Origin of the sequence: Acinetobacter sp. WCHAc060006 (genome assembly GCF_004209135.1) — a bacterium.
Classification (GTDB): Bacteria; Pseudomonadota; Gammaproteobacteria; order Pseudomonadales; family Moraxellaceae; genus Acinetobacter; species Acinetobacter cumulans.
Genome location: NZ_SGSS01000031.1, coordinates 1 through 16,922 on the forward strand (window position 1 = coordinate 1; position 16,922 = coordinate 16,922).

Consider the following 16,922-nt stretch of genomic DNA (forward strand, 5'->3'; position numbering starts at 1 on the left):
GAACGGTTACCGTCCACAGTTCTACTTCCGTACTACGGACGTAACTGGTGCGATCGCGCTTAAAGAAGGCGTGGAAATGGTAATGCCTGGTGACAACGTTGAAATGTCAGTAGAGCTTATCCATCCAATCGCAATGGACCCAGGTCTACGTTTTGCGATCCGTGAAGGCGGTCGTACAGTTGGTGCTGGTGTAGTTTCTAAAGTAACTGCATAATACGCATAGATGTGATATACAAATCGAGGGTTTAGGCTCTCGATTTGTGCTAAAGGTCAGTAGTTCAATTGGTAGAGCGTCGGTCTCCAAAACCGAATGTTGGGGGTTCGAGTCCCTCCTGGCCTGCCAAATTTTTAAAAAAGAAGCTTGATGCTGGTGAAACTGGTCATATAATAAGTCGCGAATCCTACGACGAGTACAAAAATGTCGAATGATAAATCACGTGACGCGATAAGCGAAGCGGCAATTCCTCAAAGAAATAATCCTGTTGAAGTTGTGAAGTCTGGTTCTCCGATAGATGTAATTCTATGGGTTATCGCCTTGATTTTATTGGTTGGAGCAATGATGGTAAGTCAATATTTACCAGCATATTGGGCGCCAGCGAATGATGTTTGGGTGCGTGTTGGGGTAATTTTGGCTTGTATCGTTGTGGCTTTAGGTTTATTATACGCCACCCATCAAGGCAAAGGCTTTGTTCGCTTATTAAAAGATTCGCGAATTGAGTTACGTCGTGTGACTTGGCCGACAAAGCAAGAGACTGTGACCACATCTTGGCAAGTTCTTGCAGTTGTAGTGATAGCTTCTATTTTATTATGGTGCTTTGACTACATCTTAGGCTGGTTAATGAAGTTTATTATCGGGTAAGAGAGCTATGAAACGTTGGTACATTATTCATGCCTATTCAGGTTATGAAAAACAAGTGATGCGTTCACTTAATGATCGAATCCAGCGTAGCGCTGTTGCCGATAGCTTTGGTGAAGTTCTTGTCCCTACTGAAGAAGTAGTGGAAATGAAGGACGGTAAGAAACGCAAATCTGAGCGTAAATTCTTTCCTGGCTATGTATTAGTCGAAATGGAAATGAATGATGAAACTTGGCACATTGTTAAAGAATGTCCAAAAGTATTAGGTTTCATTGGTGGTACTGCTGAAAAGCCTGCCCCAATTACGCAAAGAGAAGCTGACGCTATTCTTGCGCGCGTGCACAACAAGGGTGAAGCACCTCGTCCTAAGACGATGTTTGAACCAGGTGAAGAGTTACTCGTTATTGATGGTCCATTCACAGACTTTAAAGGTGTGGTGGAAGAAGTTCTATACGAGAAATCACGCTTAACGCTAACGATTAATGTATTTAATCGACCAACACAAGTTGAGTTGGAATTTCGACAAGTCGAAAAAACAATTTAATCGGTTTTGGTTGAAACGGCTCGGTCTATTTAATATGGATCGGGCATTGTTGTTGTAACGGTATCGTTACTTGTAAATGATGGGGAGCCTTAATCGGCGCTAGTACCCAGAGGTAATTGAAATGGCTAAGAAGATTGACGGCTATATCAAGCTGCAAGTTCCAGCTGGTAAAGCAAATCCATCTCCACCGATTGGTCCTGCACTAGGTCAACGTGGTGTTAACATCATGGCATTCTGTAAAGAATTCAATGCTGCGACACAAAAAGTTGAAGCTGGTCTTCCAATTCCAGTAGTGATCACTGTGTACAACGACAAGTCGTTCACATTCATCATGAAAACTCCACCTGCTGCGATTCTTCTTAAGAAAGCTGCTGGTATCCAAAAGGGTTCAGGTGTACCTAACAAAACTAAAGTAGGTAAACTAACTCGCGCTCAACTAGAAGAAATTGCGACTACTAAAGAACCAGATCTTACTGGTGCTGATTTAGACGCTCGTGTACGTACCATTGCTGGTTCTGCGCGTTCTATGGGCTTGGAAGTGGAGCTATAAGACATGGCAAAGTTAACTAAACGTCAAAAAGCCATTGCTGCTGCTGTTGAAGCGCATAAAGTTTACACGCTAGAAGAAGCTGTTGCTGTATTGGCAGGTCTTCCTGCAGCTAAATTCAAAGAATCTTTGGATGTTGCTGTAAACCTAGGTGTTGATCCTCGTAAATCTGACCAAGTTGTTCGTGGCGCGACTACACTTCCTGCAGGTACTGGTAAAACTGTACGTGTAGCTGTGTTTGCTCAAGGCGCTGCTGCTGAAGCTGCTAAAGCTGAAGGCGCGGACGTAGTTGGTTTTGATGACCTTGCTGAAAGCATCCAAGCGGGTAACCTTGACTTCGACGTAGTAATTGCTGCTCCAGATGCAATGCGCGTTGTTGGTAAATTGGGTACAATCCTTGGTCCACGTGGCTTAATGCCAAACCCTAAAGTGGGTACTGTAACTCCTGACGTAGCGACTGCAGTTAAAAATGCAAAAGCTGGTCAAGCACGTTACCGCGTAGACAAAGCTGGTATTATCCACGCTGCGATCGGTCAAGTAGGTTTCACTGCTGAAGCTGTTCGTTCAAACGTTGAAGCGCTTATCGCTGACCTTAAGAAAGCAAAACCTGCTACTTCTAAAGGTGTTTACATCCAAAAGATCACTTTGAGCTCAACTATGGGTCCTGGTTTGATCGTTGATGTAGCAAACGTTTCTAAATAAGTTTCGACTTATTACAGAATTTTAAAGCCCTGAGTAAGTTTTAAAGCATTGCTTTAAAACTTACGCAAGAAACGCACTGTCGTATTTTGCAAACTTAGGCGAACTTTGAATTGATAAATGTAAATTTGTCAGCGTCAAAGACCTCGGGCGAGAGAAGTTTTATGCTTCTTTCTTAATCCTCCAGCCTGAGTAGACGCGGTGGTGTGATTTGTTCCTCCTCCGCGTGTAAATCCAAATTGGATTTACGAATTGGGAGTGCATCTGTATAGATGCATAAATCACCGTTAGGAGGTTTTACAATGGCTCTTCTTATCGAAGGCAAAAAACAGATCGTAGCTGAAGTAACTGAAGTTGCTTCTACTGCATTTGCTGCTGTTGTTGCTGACTACCAAGGTTTAACTGTTGAGCAATTAACTGCTCTACGTGTTGAAGCTCGTAAACTAGGTGTTGCTACTCGCGTAGTTCGTAACACTTTGGCTAAACGCGCTCTTCAAGATACTCAATTCAATATCTTGAACGACAACCTTGTTGGCCCAACAATCTTAGCTTTCTCAACTTCTGAAGACGACATGGGTGCTGCTGCTCGTTTGTTCGAAGAATTTGCTAAAACTAACAAAGCATTTGAACTTAAAGCTGCTGCATTTGATGGCAAAGTTTACGTTGGTGCTGAAGTTAGCGTTATCGCGAATCTTCCGAACCAAGAAAAAGCGCTTACTATGCTTGCAAACGTTCTTCAAGCTCCTATTTCGAAATTGGGTCGCCTTATTACTGCGCTCAAAGAGAAAAACGAGTCAGAAGCTGCATAAGCTTAAATCAATTTACACACCATTCAATACCCATTTGGAGTTACTCTCATGGCTTTAACAAACGAAGAAATCCTAAACGCAGTTGCTGAAAAAACTGTTCTTGAACTTGTTGAACTTATCTCTGCTTTCGAAGAGAAATTCAACGTTTCTGCTGCTGCTGTAGCTGTAGCTGCTGCTGGTCCTGCTGCTGCTGCTGCTGAAGAACAATCAGAATTCAACGTTGAGTTGACTTCTTTCGGTGCGAACAAAGTTGCTGTAATTAAAGCAGTTCGTGAAGCTACTGGCCTTGGCTTGAAAGAAGCTAAAGACATGGTTGAAGGCGCACCTGCAGTTCTTAAAGAAGGCGTTTCTAAAGAAGAAGGCGAAGAACTTAAGAAGAAACTTGAAGAAGCTGGTGCTACAGTTACACTTAAGTAATCTTAAGAGGAGTCGGTTTTTTTATAACCGGCTCCAGAAAATGGCTGGTGCCCCTTGGGTCATCAGCCTTTTTGCGTTACAATAATCGGCTCGATTTTTGTTTGCATGATATAAAATTCATACAAATTGAAAATAAACATAATGATCAAACGCTTACCAATATTTTTCAGTTCTAAAAAATATTGTTAAGCGTTTTAATACCACTATAAATTGCAGCATTTGTAAAAGTGGTGGCCATATCGGCCTGCGTAATTCTTTCTGAACCCGTTCTGCAGGCGGGTTCAGTTTACTTTCCGAGGACTCCAGATGGCATACTCATATACCGAAAAGAAACGGATCCGTAAGAATTTTGGTAAATTGCCCAAAGTGATGGATGTTCCGTACTTGCTCGCGATCCAAGTCGACTCGTACCGAACTTTCTTGCAAGACGGTAAAACTCCAAAAAACCGCGAAGATATCGGTCTCCAAGCCGCATTTCGTTCAGTTTTTCCTATTGAAAGTTATTCTGGCAATGCTGCTTTAGAATTCGTTGAGTATAGTCTTGGTAAACCAGAATTTGATGTGCGCGAATGTATTCTTCGTGGCTCAACTTTTGCGGCACCAATGCGTGTAAAAATTCGTTTGATCATCAAAGATCGTGAAACGAAATCAATCAAAGACGTACGTGAACAAGAAGTGTACATGGGTGAAATGCCACTCATGACCGACAACGGTACTTTTGTCATCAATGGTACTGAGCGTGTAATCGTATCTCAATTGCACCGTTCGCCAGGCGTGTTCTTTGACCACGATAAAGGCAAGACACACTCAAGCGGTAAAGTACTTTACTCAGCACGTATCATTCCTTACCGTGGTTCATGGTTGGATTTCGAATTTGATGCGAAAGACCTTGTTTATGTACGTATCGACCGTCGTCGTAAATTACTTGCGACTGTGGTTTTACGTGCGCTTGGTTATGGCAACGAACAAATTCTCGATATGTTCTACGAGAAAGTGCCTGTATACCTAGATATGGGTAGCTACCAAATCGATCTAGTGCCTGAACGCCTACGTGGTGAAATGGCGCAGTTTGATATTGCTGGTGCTGATGGCAAAGTAATTGTAGAACAAGGTAAACGTATTAACGCGCGCCACGTTCGTCAAATGGAAGCATCTGGCTTAGAAAAATTATCAGTGCCTGATGAATACCTATACGAGCGTATTATTGCTGAAGACGTTGCTTTACGTGACGGCGAAGTAATTGCTGCCAATACTGTATTGAGCCATGAAATCATGGTGAAATTGGCTGAAGGCGGTGTTAAACAGTTTAACGTATTGTTTACCAATGACATCGACCGCGGTTCATTCATTGCAGACACATTACGTGCAGATACAACAACTGGCCGTGAAGAAGCACTTGTAGAAATCTATAAAGTGATGCGTCCAGGCGAGCCACCAACAAAAGAAGCTGCAGAAAACTTGTTTAATAACTTGTTCTTCTCTTCTGAACGTTATGACTTGTCTCCTGTTGGTCGTATGAAGTTCAACCGTCGTTTAGGTCGTCCTTACGAAGTAGGTACAGACCAAAAATCACGTGCAGTTGAAGGTATTCTTTCGAATAGCGACATCACTGATGTATTAAAAACATTAGTTGAAATCCGTAACGGTAAAGGCGAAGTCGACGACATCGATCACTTGGGTAACCGTCGTGTTCGTTCTGTTGGTGAAATGACTGAAAACCAATTCCGTGTTGGTCTAGTTCGTGTTGAACGTGCTGTTAAAGAGCGTTTAAGCCAAGCTGAAACTGATAACTTGTCTCCGCAAGATTTAATCAATGCGAAGCCAGTGGCAGCTGCAATCAAAGAATTCTTTGGTTCAAGCCAATTGTCTCAATTCATGGATCAAAACAACCCGTTGTCTGAAATTACACACAAACGTCGTGTATCAGCATTGGGCCCAGGTGGTTTGACTCGTGAACGCGCAGGCTTCGAAGTGCGTGACGTACATCAAACTCACTACGGTCGTGTATGTCCAATTGAAACGCCTGAAGGTCCAAACATTGGTTTGATCAACTCGCTTTCTGTATATGCAAAATGTAACAACTTCGGTTTCTTGGAAACTCCATACCGTAAAGTTGTTGATGGTCGCGTAACAGATGACGTTGAATACTTATCTGCAATTGAAGAAGTAGGTACTGTCATTGCACAGGCCGATTCTCTAGTTGATGCAGATGGTAGCCTACTAGAAGAATTCGTATCTGTTCGTCACCAAGGTGACTTCGTACGTATGCCTCCAGAAAAAGTAACGCACATGGACGTATCTGCACAGCAGGTTGTATCTGTGGCAGCGTCACTTATTCCATTCCTTGAACACGATGACGCCAACCGTGCGTTGATGGGTTCAAACATGCAACGTCAGGCTGTTCCAACTTTGCGTGCCGATAAGCCACTTGTTGGTACCGGTATGGAAGCAAACGTAGCACATGACTCTGGTGTGTGTGTACTTGCTGGTCGTGGCGGTCGTATCGAATTTGTTGACGCATCACGTATCGTGATTCGTGTGAACGAAGAAGAGATGGTAGCGGGTGAAGCAGGTGTAGATATCTACAACCTGATCAAATACACACGTTCGAACCAAAACACATGTATTAACCAAAACGTTGTTGTACGTTTAGGTGACAAAGTTGCACGTGGCGACGTACTTGCTGATGGTCCATCTACAGATGGCGGTGAGCTTGCACTTGGTCAAAATATGCGTGTAGCGTTCATGACTTGGAACGGTTACAACTACGAAGACTCGATTCTTTTATCTGAGCGTGTACTTCAAGAAGACCGTTTAACTTCGATTCATATCCAAGAATTATCATGTGTAGCACGTGATACTAAACTTGGTGCTGAAGAAATCACTGCCGATATCCCGAACGTGGGTGAAGCTGCGCTTTCTAAACTTGATGAATCAGGTATCGTTTATATCGGTGCAGAAGTTACTGCTGGTGACATCCTTGTTGGTAAAGTAACGCCTAAAGGTGAAACGCAGTTAACACCAGAAGAAAAATTGCTTCGCGCAATCTTCGGTGAAAAAGCAGCTGACGTGAAAGATTCATCTTTACGTGTATCTTCAGGTGTTAAAGGTACAGTAATTGACGTTCAAGTGTTTACACGTGACGGTCTTGAAAAAGACGAACGTGCTCAAGCAATTGAAAAAGCACAGCTTGATGCATACCGTAAAGACTTGAAAGAAGAATTCAAAATCTTCGAAGAAGCAGCACGTGAACGTATTGTTCGCCTGTTGAAAGGTCAAGAATCTAATGGTGGCGGTACAACTAAACGTGGCGATAAATTAACAGAAGATTTATTGACTGGTTTAGAACTTCCAGACTTGTTGGAAATCCAACCAGTTGACGAAGGTATTGCAGAACGTTTAACTCAAATTCAAGTGTTCTTAAAAGAGAAGGGCATTGAAATTGATGAGAAATTTGCTGAGAAAAAACGCAAACTTTCTACAGGTGATGAACTTACAACTGGCGTATTGAAAGTTGTTAAAGTTTACTTAGCTGTAAAACGTCGCATCCAACCGGGTGATAAAATGGCGGGTCGTCACGGTAACAAAGGTGTTGTATCTAACATCTTACCTGTAGAAGACATGCCTCACGATGCAAACGGTGTACCTGTTGATATCGTATTGAACCCGCTAGGTGTACCTTCACGTATGAACGTGGGTCAGATTCTAGAAACTCACTTGGGTATGGCTGCAAAAGGTCTTGGCGATCAAATCGACAAGATGATGCAAGAGCAACGTACTGTACTTGAGCTTCGTGCATTCTTAGACAAGATTTACAACAAAGTTGGTGGCGAACAAGAAGATCTTGATAGCTTAACTGATGAAGAAATCTTAGTACTTTCAGGTAACTTGCGTAAAGGTGTTCCTTTAGCGACTCCTGTATTTGATGGTGCTGAAGAAGGCCAAATCAAAGAATTGCTTGAACTTGCGAACATCTCACGTACTGGTCAAACAGTATTGTATGATGGCCGTACTGGTGAACGTTTCGACCGTCCTGTAACTGTAGGTTACATGTACATGCTGAAACTGAACCACTTGGTAGATGACAAGATGCATGCGCGTTCTACTGGTTCTTACTCTCTAGTAACGCAACAGCCATTGGGTGGTAAAGCTCAATTCGGTGGTCAGCGTTTCGGTGAGATGGAGGTCTGGGCACTAGAAGCTTACGGTGCAGCATACACGCTTCAAGAAATGCTAACTGTGAAGTCGGATGACGTTGATGGTCGTACCCGTATCTACAAAAACATTGTAGATGGTAACCATTATATGGACCCAGGTATGCCTGAATCGTTCAACGTATTGACCAAAGAGATCCGTTCTTTAGGTATCAACATTGAACTGAAAAATGGTGACTAATTAGTTCCATTGAATCTCCCTTGCGAAGCAGTGCTTCTCACCTCTTTAATAAAGAGGGGCAAGGGGGATTTCTCAGTTAAAAAACAATATTTGTGACCCAGTCGTAGAGTGAAAATCTCCCCGACACACGGAGAAAAAAATTGAAAGACTTGCTCGATATCATGCGCAAAAAGACGGATTCAGACGGTCATGCTCCTGTAGAGTTTGATCGCATCCGTATTGGTCTTGCGTCACCAGAAATGATTAAGTCATGGTCTCACGGTGAAGTTAAAAAGCCAGAAACCATCAACTACCGTACGTTCAAACCAGAACGTGATGGTTTATTCTGTGCCAAAATCTTTGGTCCAGTAAAAGATTACGAATGCTTGTGTGGTAAATACAAGCGTATGAAATACAAAGGCGTCATTTGTGAAAAATGTGGCGTTGAAGTAACAACTGCGAAAGTTCGTCGTGAACGTATGGGTCACATTGAGCTTGCATCTCCAGTTGCGCATATTTGGTTCTTGAAATCACTTCCTAGCCGTATCGGTCTTCTTTTAGACATGACGCTACGTGATATCGAACGCGTATTGTATTTCGAATCTTACGTTGTAACAGATCCGGGTATGACTCCATTTGAGAAATACCAACTTCTTAACGATGAAGAATACTTCAATGCGTTAGAAGAACACGGTGACGAATTCACAGCGAAAATGGGTGCTGAAGCGGTTCAAGACTTGTTGAAAGACATCGATCTTGAAAACGAAATCTCACGCCTACGTGAAGAAATTCCAAATACAACTTCAGAAACTAAGCTTAAGAAAGCTTCTAAGCGTTTGAAGTTGATGGAAGCGTTCAAAGATTCGAACAACAAACCAGAATGGATGGTGTTGACTGTACTTCCAGTTCTTCCACCAGATCTTCGTCCGTTAGTACCACTTGAAGGTGGTCGTTTCGCGACTTCTGATTTGAACGATCTTTACCGTCGTGTGATCAACCGTAACAACCGTTTAAAACGTCTTCTTGACCTTGCAGCACCAGACATTATCGTACGTAACGAAAAACGTATGTTACAAGAGTCTGTGGATGCATTGTTAGATAACGGCCGTCGTGGTCGTGCGATTACTGGTTCGAACAAACGTCCTCTTAAATCTTTGGCAGATATGATCAAAGGTAAACAAGGTCGTTTCCGTCAAAACTTACTTGGTAAGCGTGTTGACTACTCTGGTCGTTCTGTAATTACCGTAGGTCCATCTTTACGTTTACACCAATGTGGTCTTCCGAAAAAAATGGCACTTGAATTATTCAAGCCATTCATTTTCGCTAAACTACAAGCATCTGGCCAAGCAACAACCATTAAAGCTGCGAAGAAAATGGTTGAGCGCGAAACTCCAGAAGTTTGGGACGTTCTTGCATCTGTAATTCGTCAACATCCAGTGATGTTGAACCGTGCGCCAACACTTCACCGTCTAGGTCTTCAAGCATTTGAACCTATTCTGATTGAAGGTAAAGCGATCCGTCTTCACCCGTTAGTTTGTGCGGCATTTAACGCCGACTTCGACGGTGACCAAATGGCGGTACACGTTCCATTAACACTTGAAGCTCAATTAGAAGCTCGTGCGTTAATGATGTCTACAAACAACATCTTGTCTCCAGCGAACGGTGAGCCAATCATCGTACCTTCTCAGGACGTTGTCTTGGGCTTGTATTACATCACGCGTGATGCAATCAATGCCAAAGGTGAAGGCATGGTGTTTGCGGATACTGACGAAGTAAACCGTGCACTTGCAACGGGTCAAGTTGATCTACATGCGCGTGTTAAAGCACGTGTGCATCAAACAGTAATTGATGAAAACGGTAACCGTGAGCATCAAACGATTGTTGTAGACACAACACCTGGTCGTTGTTTGCTTTGGGAAGTTGTACCTGAAGGTATGGATTTCCAACAAATCAACGTTGAGATGACGAAAAAGAACATCTCTAAGATTATTAACTCTTGCTACCGTAAATTAGGTTTGAAAGATACTGTTATCTTTGCTGACCAATTGATGTACTTGGGTTTCCGTCAAGCAACTCGTTCTGGCGTTTCGGTGGGTATGGAAGACATGCTTATTCCACCAAACAAAGAAGCGATTATTGCGAAATCAGAAGCTGAAGTTCGTGAAATCGAACAACAGTTTGAACAAGGTTTCGTAACTGCCGGCGAACGTTATAACAAAGTTGTCGATATTTGGGCGCGTACAAACGACCAAGTAGCGAAAGCGATGATGGACAACTTGTCTTTCACCACTGTTAAAAACAAACAGGGTGAAGATGAGAAGCAAAAATCATTCAACTCGATCTATATGATGTCTGACTCAGGTGCCCGTGGTTCGGCAGCTCAGATCCGTCAGTTAGCGGGTATGCGCGGTTTGATGGCGAAACCGGATGGTTCGATCATTGAAACACCGATTAAAGCGAACTTCCGTGAAGGTTTGACCGTACTTCAGTACTTCATTTCAACACACGGTGCGCGTAAAGGTTTGGCCGATACAGCATTGAAAACTGCGAACTCTGGTTATCTGACTCGCCGTCTGGTAGACGTTGCGCAAGACTTAGTCATTACTGAGCCGGATTGTGGTACGTTTGGCGGTCTAGTAATGACTCCATTCATTCAAGGTGGCGACGTTATCGAGAACTTAGGTACTCGAGTATTGGGTCGTGTACTTGCTGAAGATGCGAAGAAACCAGGTTCTGATGACGTGATTCTTCCACGTAATACGCTCATTGATGAAAAACTTGCAAACTACTTAGAAGAGCAAGGTGTCGATGAAGTTAAAGTACGTTCAGTTGTAAACTGTGAATCGACTTTCGGTGTGTGTGCGAAATGTTACGGTCGTGACTTGGCACGCGGTCACTTGGTAAACCCAGGTGAATCTGTGGGTGTAATGGCTGCTCAATCAATTGGTGAGCCAGGTACACAGTTAACAATGCGTACATTCCACGTGGGTGGTGCTGCAAGCCGAACTTCTGCTGCCAACAGCATCCAAGTACGTAACAAAGGTACAGTACGTTTCCACAATGTGAAAACAGTACAACACGCAAAAGGTCACTTGGTATCGACATCTCGTTCAGGTGAGATCGGTATTGCGGATGACATCGGTCGTGAACGCGAACGTTATAAAATCCCTTACGGTGCATCAATCATCATTAAAGATGGTGAGTCTGTTGAAGCAGGCGGTATCGTTGCAACTTGGGATCCGCATACACATCCACTTGTTACAGAATTCGCGGGTAAAGTACGTTTCAGCCAAATCGCTGATGGCGTAACTGTTACTTCGAAAACTGATGATGCAACAGGTATGACCACTATCGAAATCTTGCCAGTGACTTCACGTCCTGCGTCAGGTAAAGATATGCGTCCGGCAGTTGTATTGGATCAGGCAGATGGTTCTGAACAGTTCTACTTCTTGCCACAAAACACAATCCTAACTGTTCGCGATGGCGAAACAATTGGTGTGGGTGACGTTATTGGTCGTGTACCGCAAGAATCTTCACGTACTCGTGATATTACTGGTGGTTTGCCACGTGTAGCTGACTTGTTCGAAGCGCGTAAACCAAAAGAGCATGCAATTCTTGCTGAGATTTCAGGTGTTGTAAGCTTTGGTAAAGAAACTAAAGGTAAAAACCGTTTAGTAATTACTCCGGATGATGGTTCTGAGATCTACGAAGAGCTTATTCCGAAATGGCGTACCATTAACGTGTTCGAAGGCGAACATGTGAACCGTGGTGAAACGATTTCTGATGGTCCACAAAACCCGCATGACATTTTACGTCTGAAAGGTGAAGTGGCATTGACCAACTACATCGTAAACGAAGTTCAAGACGTATATCGTCTCCAAGGTGTAAAAATCAACGACAAGCATATTGAAGTTATCGTACGTCAAATGCTTCGTAAAGTTGATATCACTGACGGCGGTGATACAAGCTTCATTAAAGGCGAACAAGTGGATTACATCCGCGTGATGGGCGAGAACCAAGCTGTTCTTGCACAAAACAAATTCCCTGCGAAGTTTGAACGTCAATTAATGGGTATTACGAAAGCATCGCTTTCTACAGACTCGTTCATCTCTGCTGCATCGTTCCAGGAAACAACTCGTGTGTTAACTGAAGCTGCTGTAACAGGTAAAGAAGATGATTTACGTGGTCTGAAAGAAAACGTTGTTGTGGGTCGTCTGATCCCAGCGGGTACTGGTCTTGCTTACCATTTAGAACGTCGTCGTCAAGAAGCAGAAGCTGCAGAGCTTGAGCTTCACAATGACTTCTCTGATGTAGATCAAGCGTTAAGCCAAGCATTTAGTGATGAATTTAACGGTCTTTAATTAGTCCTTTAAATGAATAAAAAGCCACCTTCGGGTGGCTTTTTTATTGTGAAAAATAAAGCTTTATTCTGTGTTTGAAATTACCTATATTAAAAATATAACGACGTAATTTATATCTTATTCATAACTTTAAAAGACTAGGGGGATACATATGAAAATTAGTAATTCATTGTTTTCTTTTGCATTGTTATCTATGTCAGCATCTGTAATGGCTGCACCCATGCCACATAGTATTCAAATCCAAGATAAAGCGATTGTGCCTGTATTAAAGACCGAAGTGATTCGCCGTGTGGCAGGTGAAGCACCTGTTCGTCAAGTGAGTGCGACGGTGTTAGAGATGACCAATCATGGTAAAGACATCGTTGCACGTGAAATTGAGTTGCAAGATGGTCAAGAGACCTTTTCAGAGCAACAATTATCAGTACCTGTTGTACAAAAAGGCAGTGTGATTATTCCAACTTCGAAAATCGAATTGAGCACTACGGTTAAGCAAGATGGTGAAATCATTTCTAAGAGTAAAAAAATTGATGCAGAAGGTATGGAGTTTAAAAAAGATGCTGCACCCGTGAAGCGCACTTTACAGCTCGATCAGCGTCAGGATCCTAAGAGTAGTGCCAAAATTTCACATGCAGTCCAAACCACAAATGGAACAGTCACGCGAGATATTACAGTACTAAGTGAAGGGGATGATGCTTTACCTTTGGAATGAACGGCTTATAGCATAGTTAACCCCAAAATGCTTTTGAGAGATGGGCTTTTTTACAAATGACAGCAAATTCATGCTGAGACGTAACAATATAAATCGTATCTATCCATACAATAAACGTATCCTATCATTGAAATAAGTAGCGGGGACTTCAACATGAATATGAAAAAAACAGTAGCAGTACTTTCAATTGCAATCTTCTCAACTGCAATGTTAGCAGGTTGCGAAAGCATGAGTGCAAATGAACAGCGTATTGGTGCAGCTGCCTTAGGTGGTGCAATTGGTGGCGGTGTGGGTAACAACATCGGTGGTGGTACTGGCTCAGCAATTGGCGGTGGTGCAGGTGCAGCAGTTGGTAGTAAAGCACAAGGTGGCTCAAATCGTAATGCAACTTACAGTGGTGTAGGTGGTGCGATTGGCTCAGCTGTTGGTAAGAGCGTATTTGGTGGCAATGCTGGTGCGGCCATTGGTGGTGCGATTGGTGGCGGTGCAGGTGCTGCAATTGAACAAAATCGCTAATCGCGATTGCAAAAGCGCTTGAAGGTTCAAGCGCTTTTTTTTTTATTTTCGTGCGTGAGGTTGTTTGCGACGGATATAAAGCGTCTTCTGAACTTCAGCAATACGTAGCCCAGCTTCATCAAAAATATTGAGACTATAGTTACGTAGCACAGGTGCGTAGTTTTCAGCCAATGATTTAATATGCTCAATTTCTTGAAAGTCTAAACGAATATCGGCATACACCGTACCGCGTCCAGGAGAAAGAAACTGAATGGTGGCGGCTTTGTCCCACACAATGTATTTAGAACCCAGATGATGCATTAAAATCAGCATGTAAAAGGGGTCAACCATCGAATATAAGCTACCGCCAAAGTGTACACCGACAACATTTTGATTTTTACGGGTGAGTGGCATTTTGACCCGAATGTGATAATTGGGCAGATCAATTTTATCAATTTCAATTCCAGCGCCTTTATAGGGTGCATAGTGATTGAGTAAGAATTTCGAGACAATGGGTATTGTCATAATTTTTTTGAATAGGCTCATAACGGTCAATTTCTTTTTATACTGTTGTCATCATACTAAAACAGATTATAAAAACAGGCATTGATTACATTGCCAGAACATCAAGATAAAACGCCAGTAACAGGATAAGTATCATGGAAGCACGTACACAGTGGGTAAACACCTCAGATCAGCAACGTCTTTATGTAAAAACATGGGGCAATCCAGAAAAACCTGCTTTGGTTCTGGTACATGGCTACCCAGATAATCAAGAAGTGTGGGAGCTGGTGATTCAGCAATTGCAACAAGATTTTTATATTGTAACCTATGATGTCCGAGGTGCTGGTCAATCCAGTATTCCAAAACGCATTCGAGATTACCGCCTAGAACAGCTGTCACGAGATTTAGAGAGTGTTGTTAATGCGATACTTCCAGACCGTGCGTTCCATCTAGCTGCTCATGATTGGGGATCGATTCAGTCTTGGGAATCTGCAACTGAAGCGAAATTCCGTGGCCGTTTGCTGTCGTATAGCACGATTTCAGGCCCATGCTTAGATCATGCTGCACTGTTGCTACGAGAGCAGTTTAAAGAGAATAAAGTTAATTTACTTAAATTGCTGAGCAAGTCTTGGTATATCGGAGTGTTTCAATTGCCATTTGTAGCGCCGAGCGCTTGGCATTTTTTCAATCCTGAGCGTTGGGGCAAAATCGTCGACGAGTTGGAACGGAAAAAGCAACTTCCGTTGAATCATAATATTCAGCAAGATGGTAAATACGGCATCAGTTTGTACCGTGCCAATTTTATTCCACGTTTAAGCCAACCTAGACAGCGCTATGCAGTTTGCCCAGTACAAGCAATTGTTTTAAAGCATGATAATTTTGTTAGTCCAGACTATATAGATGCATTACCCCAATGGGTGGAGGATTTATCGGTTATTGAAGTTGAAGCGAACCATTGGGCAATACTCAGTCAGCCAGAAAAAATCGCGAGCTATATCAAAGCGTTTGTGAATAAGCATCATACAGCTTAGTCAACCTATGCAATAGCATTCTAAAGAATGACCGACTGAAATAGATAAGAGGGTACAGAATAGCAAACAAACTCTGATAAAATATGTTCTTTTTTCAGACTCCCTTTTACTTATGTTGGCTATTCTTACCGCAATTGCAGTCATGTTTGGACTGTCATTGGCTCGTGTGCCTGTGGTTTTTGCACTGATTATCGGTGCTGTCACAGGTGGCTTGATGGCTGGATTGGGCATCCATGGCACGATTGAAGCATTTAACAATGGCTTGGGTAATGGTGCGCAAATTGCATTGGCTTACGGTGTTTTGGGTGCTTTTGCCTTAGCATTGGCGCGTTCAGGCTTACCAGATCTTTTGGCTTATAATTTAATTACTAAGCTCAAGGGCAGTAGCAATGCCAAAGCACAAAACCGAGTTAAATATACGATTTTTGCAACAGTTGCGATTGCTGCTGTGTGCTCGCAAAACGTGATTCCAGTACATATCGCGTTTATTCCAGTTTTGATTCCACCACTACTTAGCGTATTTAACCATTTAAAATTAGATCGCCGTCTTATCGCCTGCGTGCTGACTTTTGGTTTGGTTGGTACCTATATGTTGGTACCTTTTGGCTTTGGTGCGATCTTCCTGAATGATATTTTAGGTCAAAACATCAATACCTTCGGTAAGCCATACGGTTTTCAAATCAACTTTGCAGATATTCCTTCTGCAATGGCTATTCCCGTTTTTGGTATGTTTGTAGGCTTATTGATTGCGATTTTCTTCAGTTACCGCAAACCGCGTGAATATGCAGATGTCAGTGTTAATCAAACCCATCATACGATTGCTGGCACTGTAGATAGCGATGATGATGGCAAACCACAAGTTGCGAAATTCACCATTTATATGGCAGGTGTAGCTGTCGTTGCGACCCTAGCAGCACAGTTGTATTCAGACTCAATGATTCTTGCAGGTTTGGTTGGTGTCGGTATTTTGAGTTTTGCTGGCATTTTCAAATGGAAAGAAGCGGACGATGTGATTATTACGGGCATGCGTATGATGGCATTGGTTGGCTTTATTATGATTTCTGCGCAAGGTTTTGCATCGGTCATTGAAGCGACTAATCAAGTACCCGCTTTGGTCGAAGCATCAGTACAGTGGATTGGTAATAGCCAAGGTTTGGCTGCGTTTTGGATGCTTCTGATAGGCTTGCTCATTACACTGGGCATTGGTTCTTCATTCTCAACAATCCCAATTTTGGCCATTATTTATGTACCACTTTGTATTCAATTTGGTTTTAGCCCAGCGGCAACGATTGCCATTATTGGTACAGCAGCAGCTTTAGGAGATGCAGGTTCTCCGGCATCAGACTCAACTTTAGGCCCAACATCAGGCCTTAATATGGATGGTCAGCATGACCACATGAAAGACAGTGTGGTCCCGACCTTCATTCACTACAATATTCCATTAATGATCTTTGGTTGGATTGCCGCAATGGTACTCTAAAAAATTTTCAAAGATAAATAAAAAGGCGATTATATAATCGCCTTTTTTATTATTTAAACCTGATGAATTTAGTTGGTTTAAAATTATTAAATTGAT

14 protein-coding genes and 1 tRNA gene are annotated in these 16,922 nt (G+C 42.7%); 14 read left to right on the forward strand and 1 reads right to left on the reverse strand.

All coding sequences use genetic code 11. The features are described 5' to 3' along the window. From EXE29_RS14625 to EXE29_RS14680, 12 genes are all read left to right on the forward strand, one after another. On the forward strand, window positions 1-214 hold a 214-nt coding region (locus tag EXE29_RS14625; protein ID WP_458363370.1), incomplete at its 5' end, for an EF-Tu C-terminal domain-related protein. Between the two features lie 53 nt (window positions 215-267). Further along, window positions 268-343 (forward strand) — tRNA-Trp (locus EXE29_RS14630). A 75-nt stretch (window positions 344-418) separates the two neighbouring features. Further along, the gene (gene secE / locus EXE29_RS14635) at window positions 419-859 is read left to right on the forward strand and encodes a preprotein translocase subunit SecE (protein WP_106985573.1); all 441 of its coding nucleotides are present in this window, start codon (window positions 419-421) and stop codon (window positions 857-859) included. 7 nt (window positions 860-866) lie between these two features. Continuing rightward, window positions 867-1,400: a transcription termination/antitermination protein NusG gene (nusG, locus tag EXE29_RS14640; RefSeq protein WP_106985572.1), complete on the forward strand. Its 534-nt coding sequence runs from the start codon at window positions 867-869 to the stop codon at window positions 1,398-1,400. 121 nt (window positions 1,401-1,521) lie between these two features. Beyond that, window positions 1,522-1,950: a 50S ribosomal protein L11 gene (gene rplK / locus EXE29_RS14645; protein ID WP_106985571.1), complete on the forward strand. Its 429-nt coding sequence runs from the start codon at window positions 1,522-1,524 to the stop codon at window positions 1,948-1,950. A gap of 3 nt (window positions 1,951-1,953) precedes the next feature. Further along, window positions 1,954-2,649, forward strand: a complete 696-nt coding sequence (rplA, locus tag EXE29_RS14650) for a 50S ribosomal protein L1 (RefSeq protein ID WP_106985570.1) — start codon at window positions 1,954-1,956, stop codon at window positions 2,647-2,649. 299 nt (window positions 2,650-2,948) lie between these two features. After that, a complete protein-coding gene (gene rplJ, locus EXE29_RS14655) occupies window positions 2,949-3,455 on the forward strand; it encodes a 50S ribosomal protein L10 (protein WP_106985569.1) in 507 nt (168 codons plus the stop codon). 48 nt (window positions 3,456-3,503) lie between these two features. Next, complete coding sequence (gene rplL / locus EXE29_RS14660) at window positions 3,504-3,872, forward strand: 50S ribosomal protein L7/L12 (RefSeq protein ID WP_106985568.1); 369 nt, start codon at window positions 3,504-3,506, stop codon at window positions 3,870-3,872. A 306-nt stretch (window positions 3,873-4,178) separates the two neighbouring features. Then, window positions 4,179-8,267: a DNA-directed RNA polymerase subunit beta gene (gene rpoB, locus EXE29_RS14665; protein ID WP_120364939.1), complete on the forward strand. Its 4,089-nt coding sequence runs from the start codon at window positions 4,179-4,181 to the stop codon at window positions 8,265-8,267. Between the two features lie 140 nt (window positions 8,268-8,407). Beyond that, window positions 8,408-12,607 (forward strand): DNA-directed RNA polymerase subunit beta', encoded by a 4,200-nt coding sequence (gene rpoC, locus EXE29_RS14670; protein ID WP_120364938.1) that lies wholly within the window; start codon window positions 8,408-8,410, stop codon window positions 12,605-12,607. A gap of 151 nt (window positions 12,608-12,758) precedes the next feature. Further along, the gene (locus EXE29_RS14675; protein ID WP_117007829.1) at window positions 12,759-13,316 is read left to right on the forward strand and encodes a hypothetical protein; all 558 of its coding nucleotides are present in this window, start codon (window positions 12,759-12,761) and stop codon (window positions 13,314-13,316) included. 159 nt (window positions 13,317-13,475) lie between these two features. Next, window positions 13,476-13,832 carry a YMGG-like glycine zipper-containing protein gene (locus EXE29_RS14680; RefSeq protein ID WP_106985577.1) on the forward strand — a complete coding sequence of 119 codons (357 nt, stop codon included), beginning with the start codon at window positions 13,476-13,478 and terminating at the stop codon, window positions 13,830-13,832. Between the two features lie 42 nt (window positions 13,833-13,874). Here the strand turns inward: EXE29_RS14680 and EXE29_RS14685 are convergent, their stop codons facing one another. Next, window positions 13,875-14,357, reverse strand: coding sequence for a DUF4442 domain-containing protein (locus EXE29_RS14685; protein WP_106985564.1), 483 nt, complete (start codon window positions 14,355-14,357; stop codon window positions 13,875-13,877). A 113-nt stretch (window positions 14,358-14,470) separates the two neighbouring features. Between EXE29_RS14685 and EXE29_RS14690 the strand changes: the two genes are divergently transcribed. Together EXE29_RS14690 and EXE29_RS14695 are read left to right on the forward strand one after the other, a co-directional pair. Continuing rightward, window positions 14,471-15,346, forward strand: a complete 876-nt coding sequence (locus EXE29_RS14690) for an alpha/beta fold hydrolase (protein ID WP_106985563.1) — start codon at window positions 14,471-14,473, stop codon at window positions 15,344-15,346. A 112-nt stretch (window positions 15,347-15,458) separates the two neighbouring features. Beyond that, window positions 15,459-16,826: a Na+/H+ antiporter family protein gene (locus EXE29_RS14695; protein WP_120364937.1), complete on the forward strand. Its 1,368-nt coding sequence runs from the start codon at window positions 15,459-15,461 to the stop codon at window positions 16,824-16,826. Window positions 16,827-16,922 lie beyond the last annotated feature (96 nt).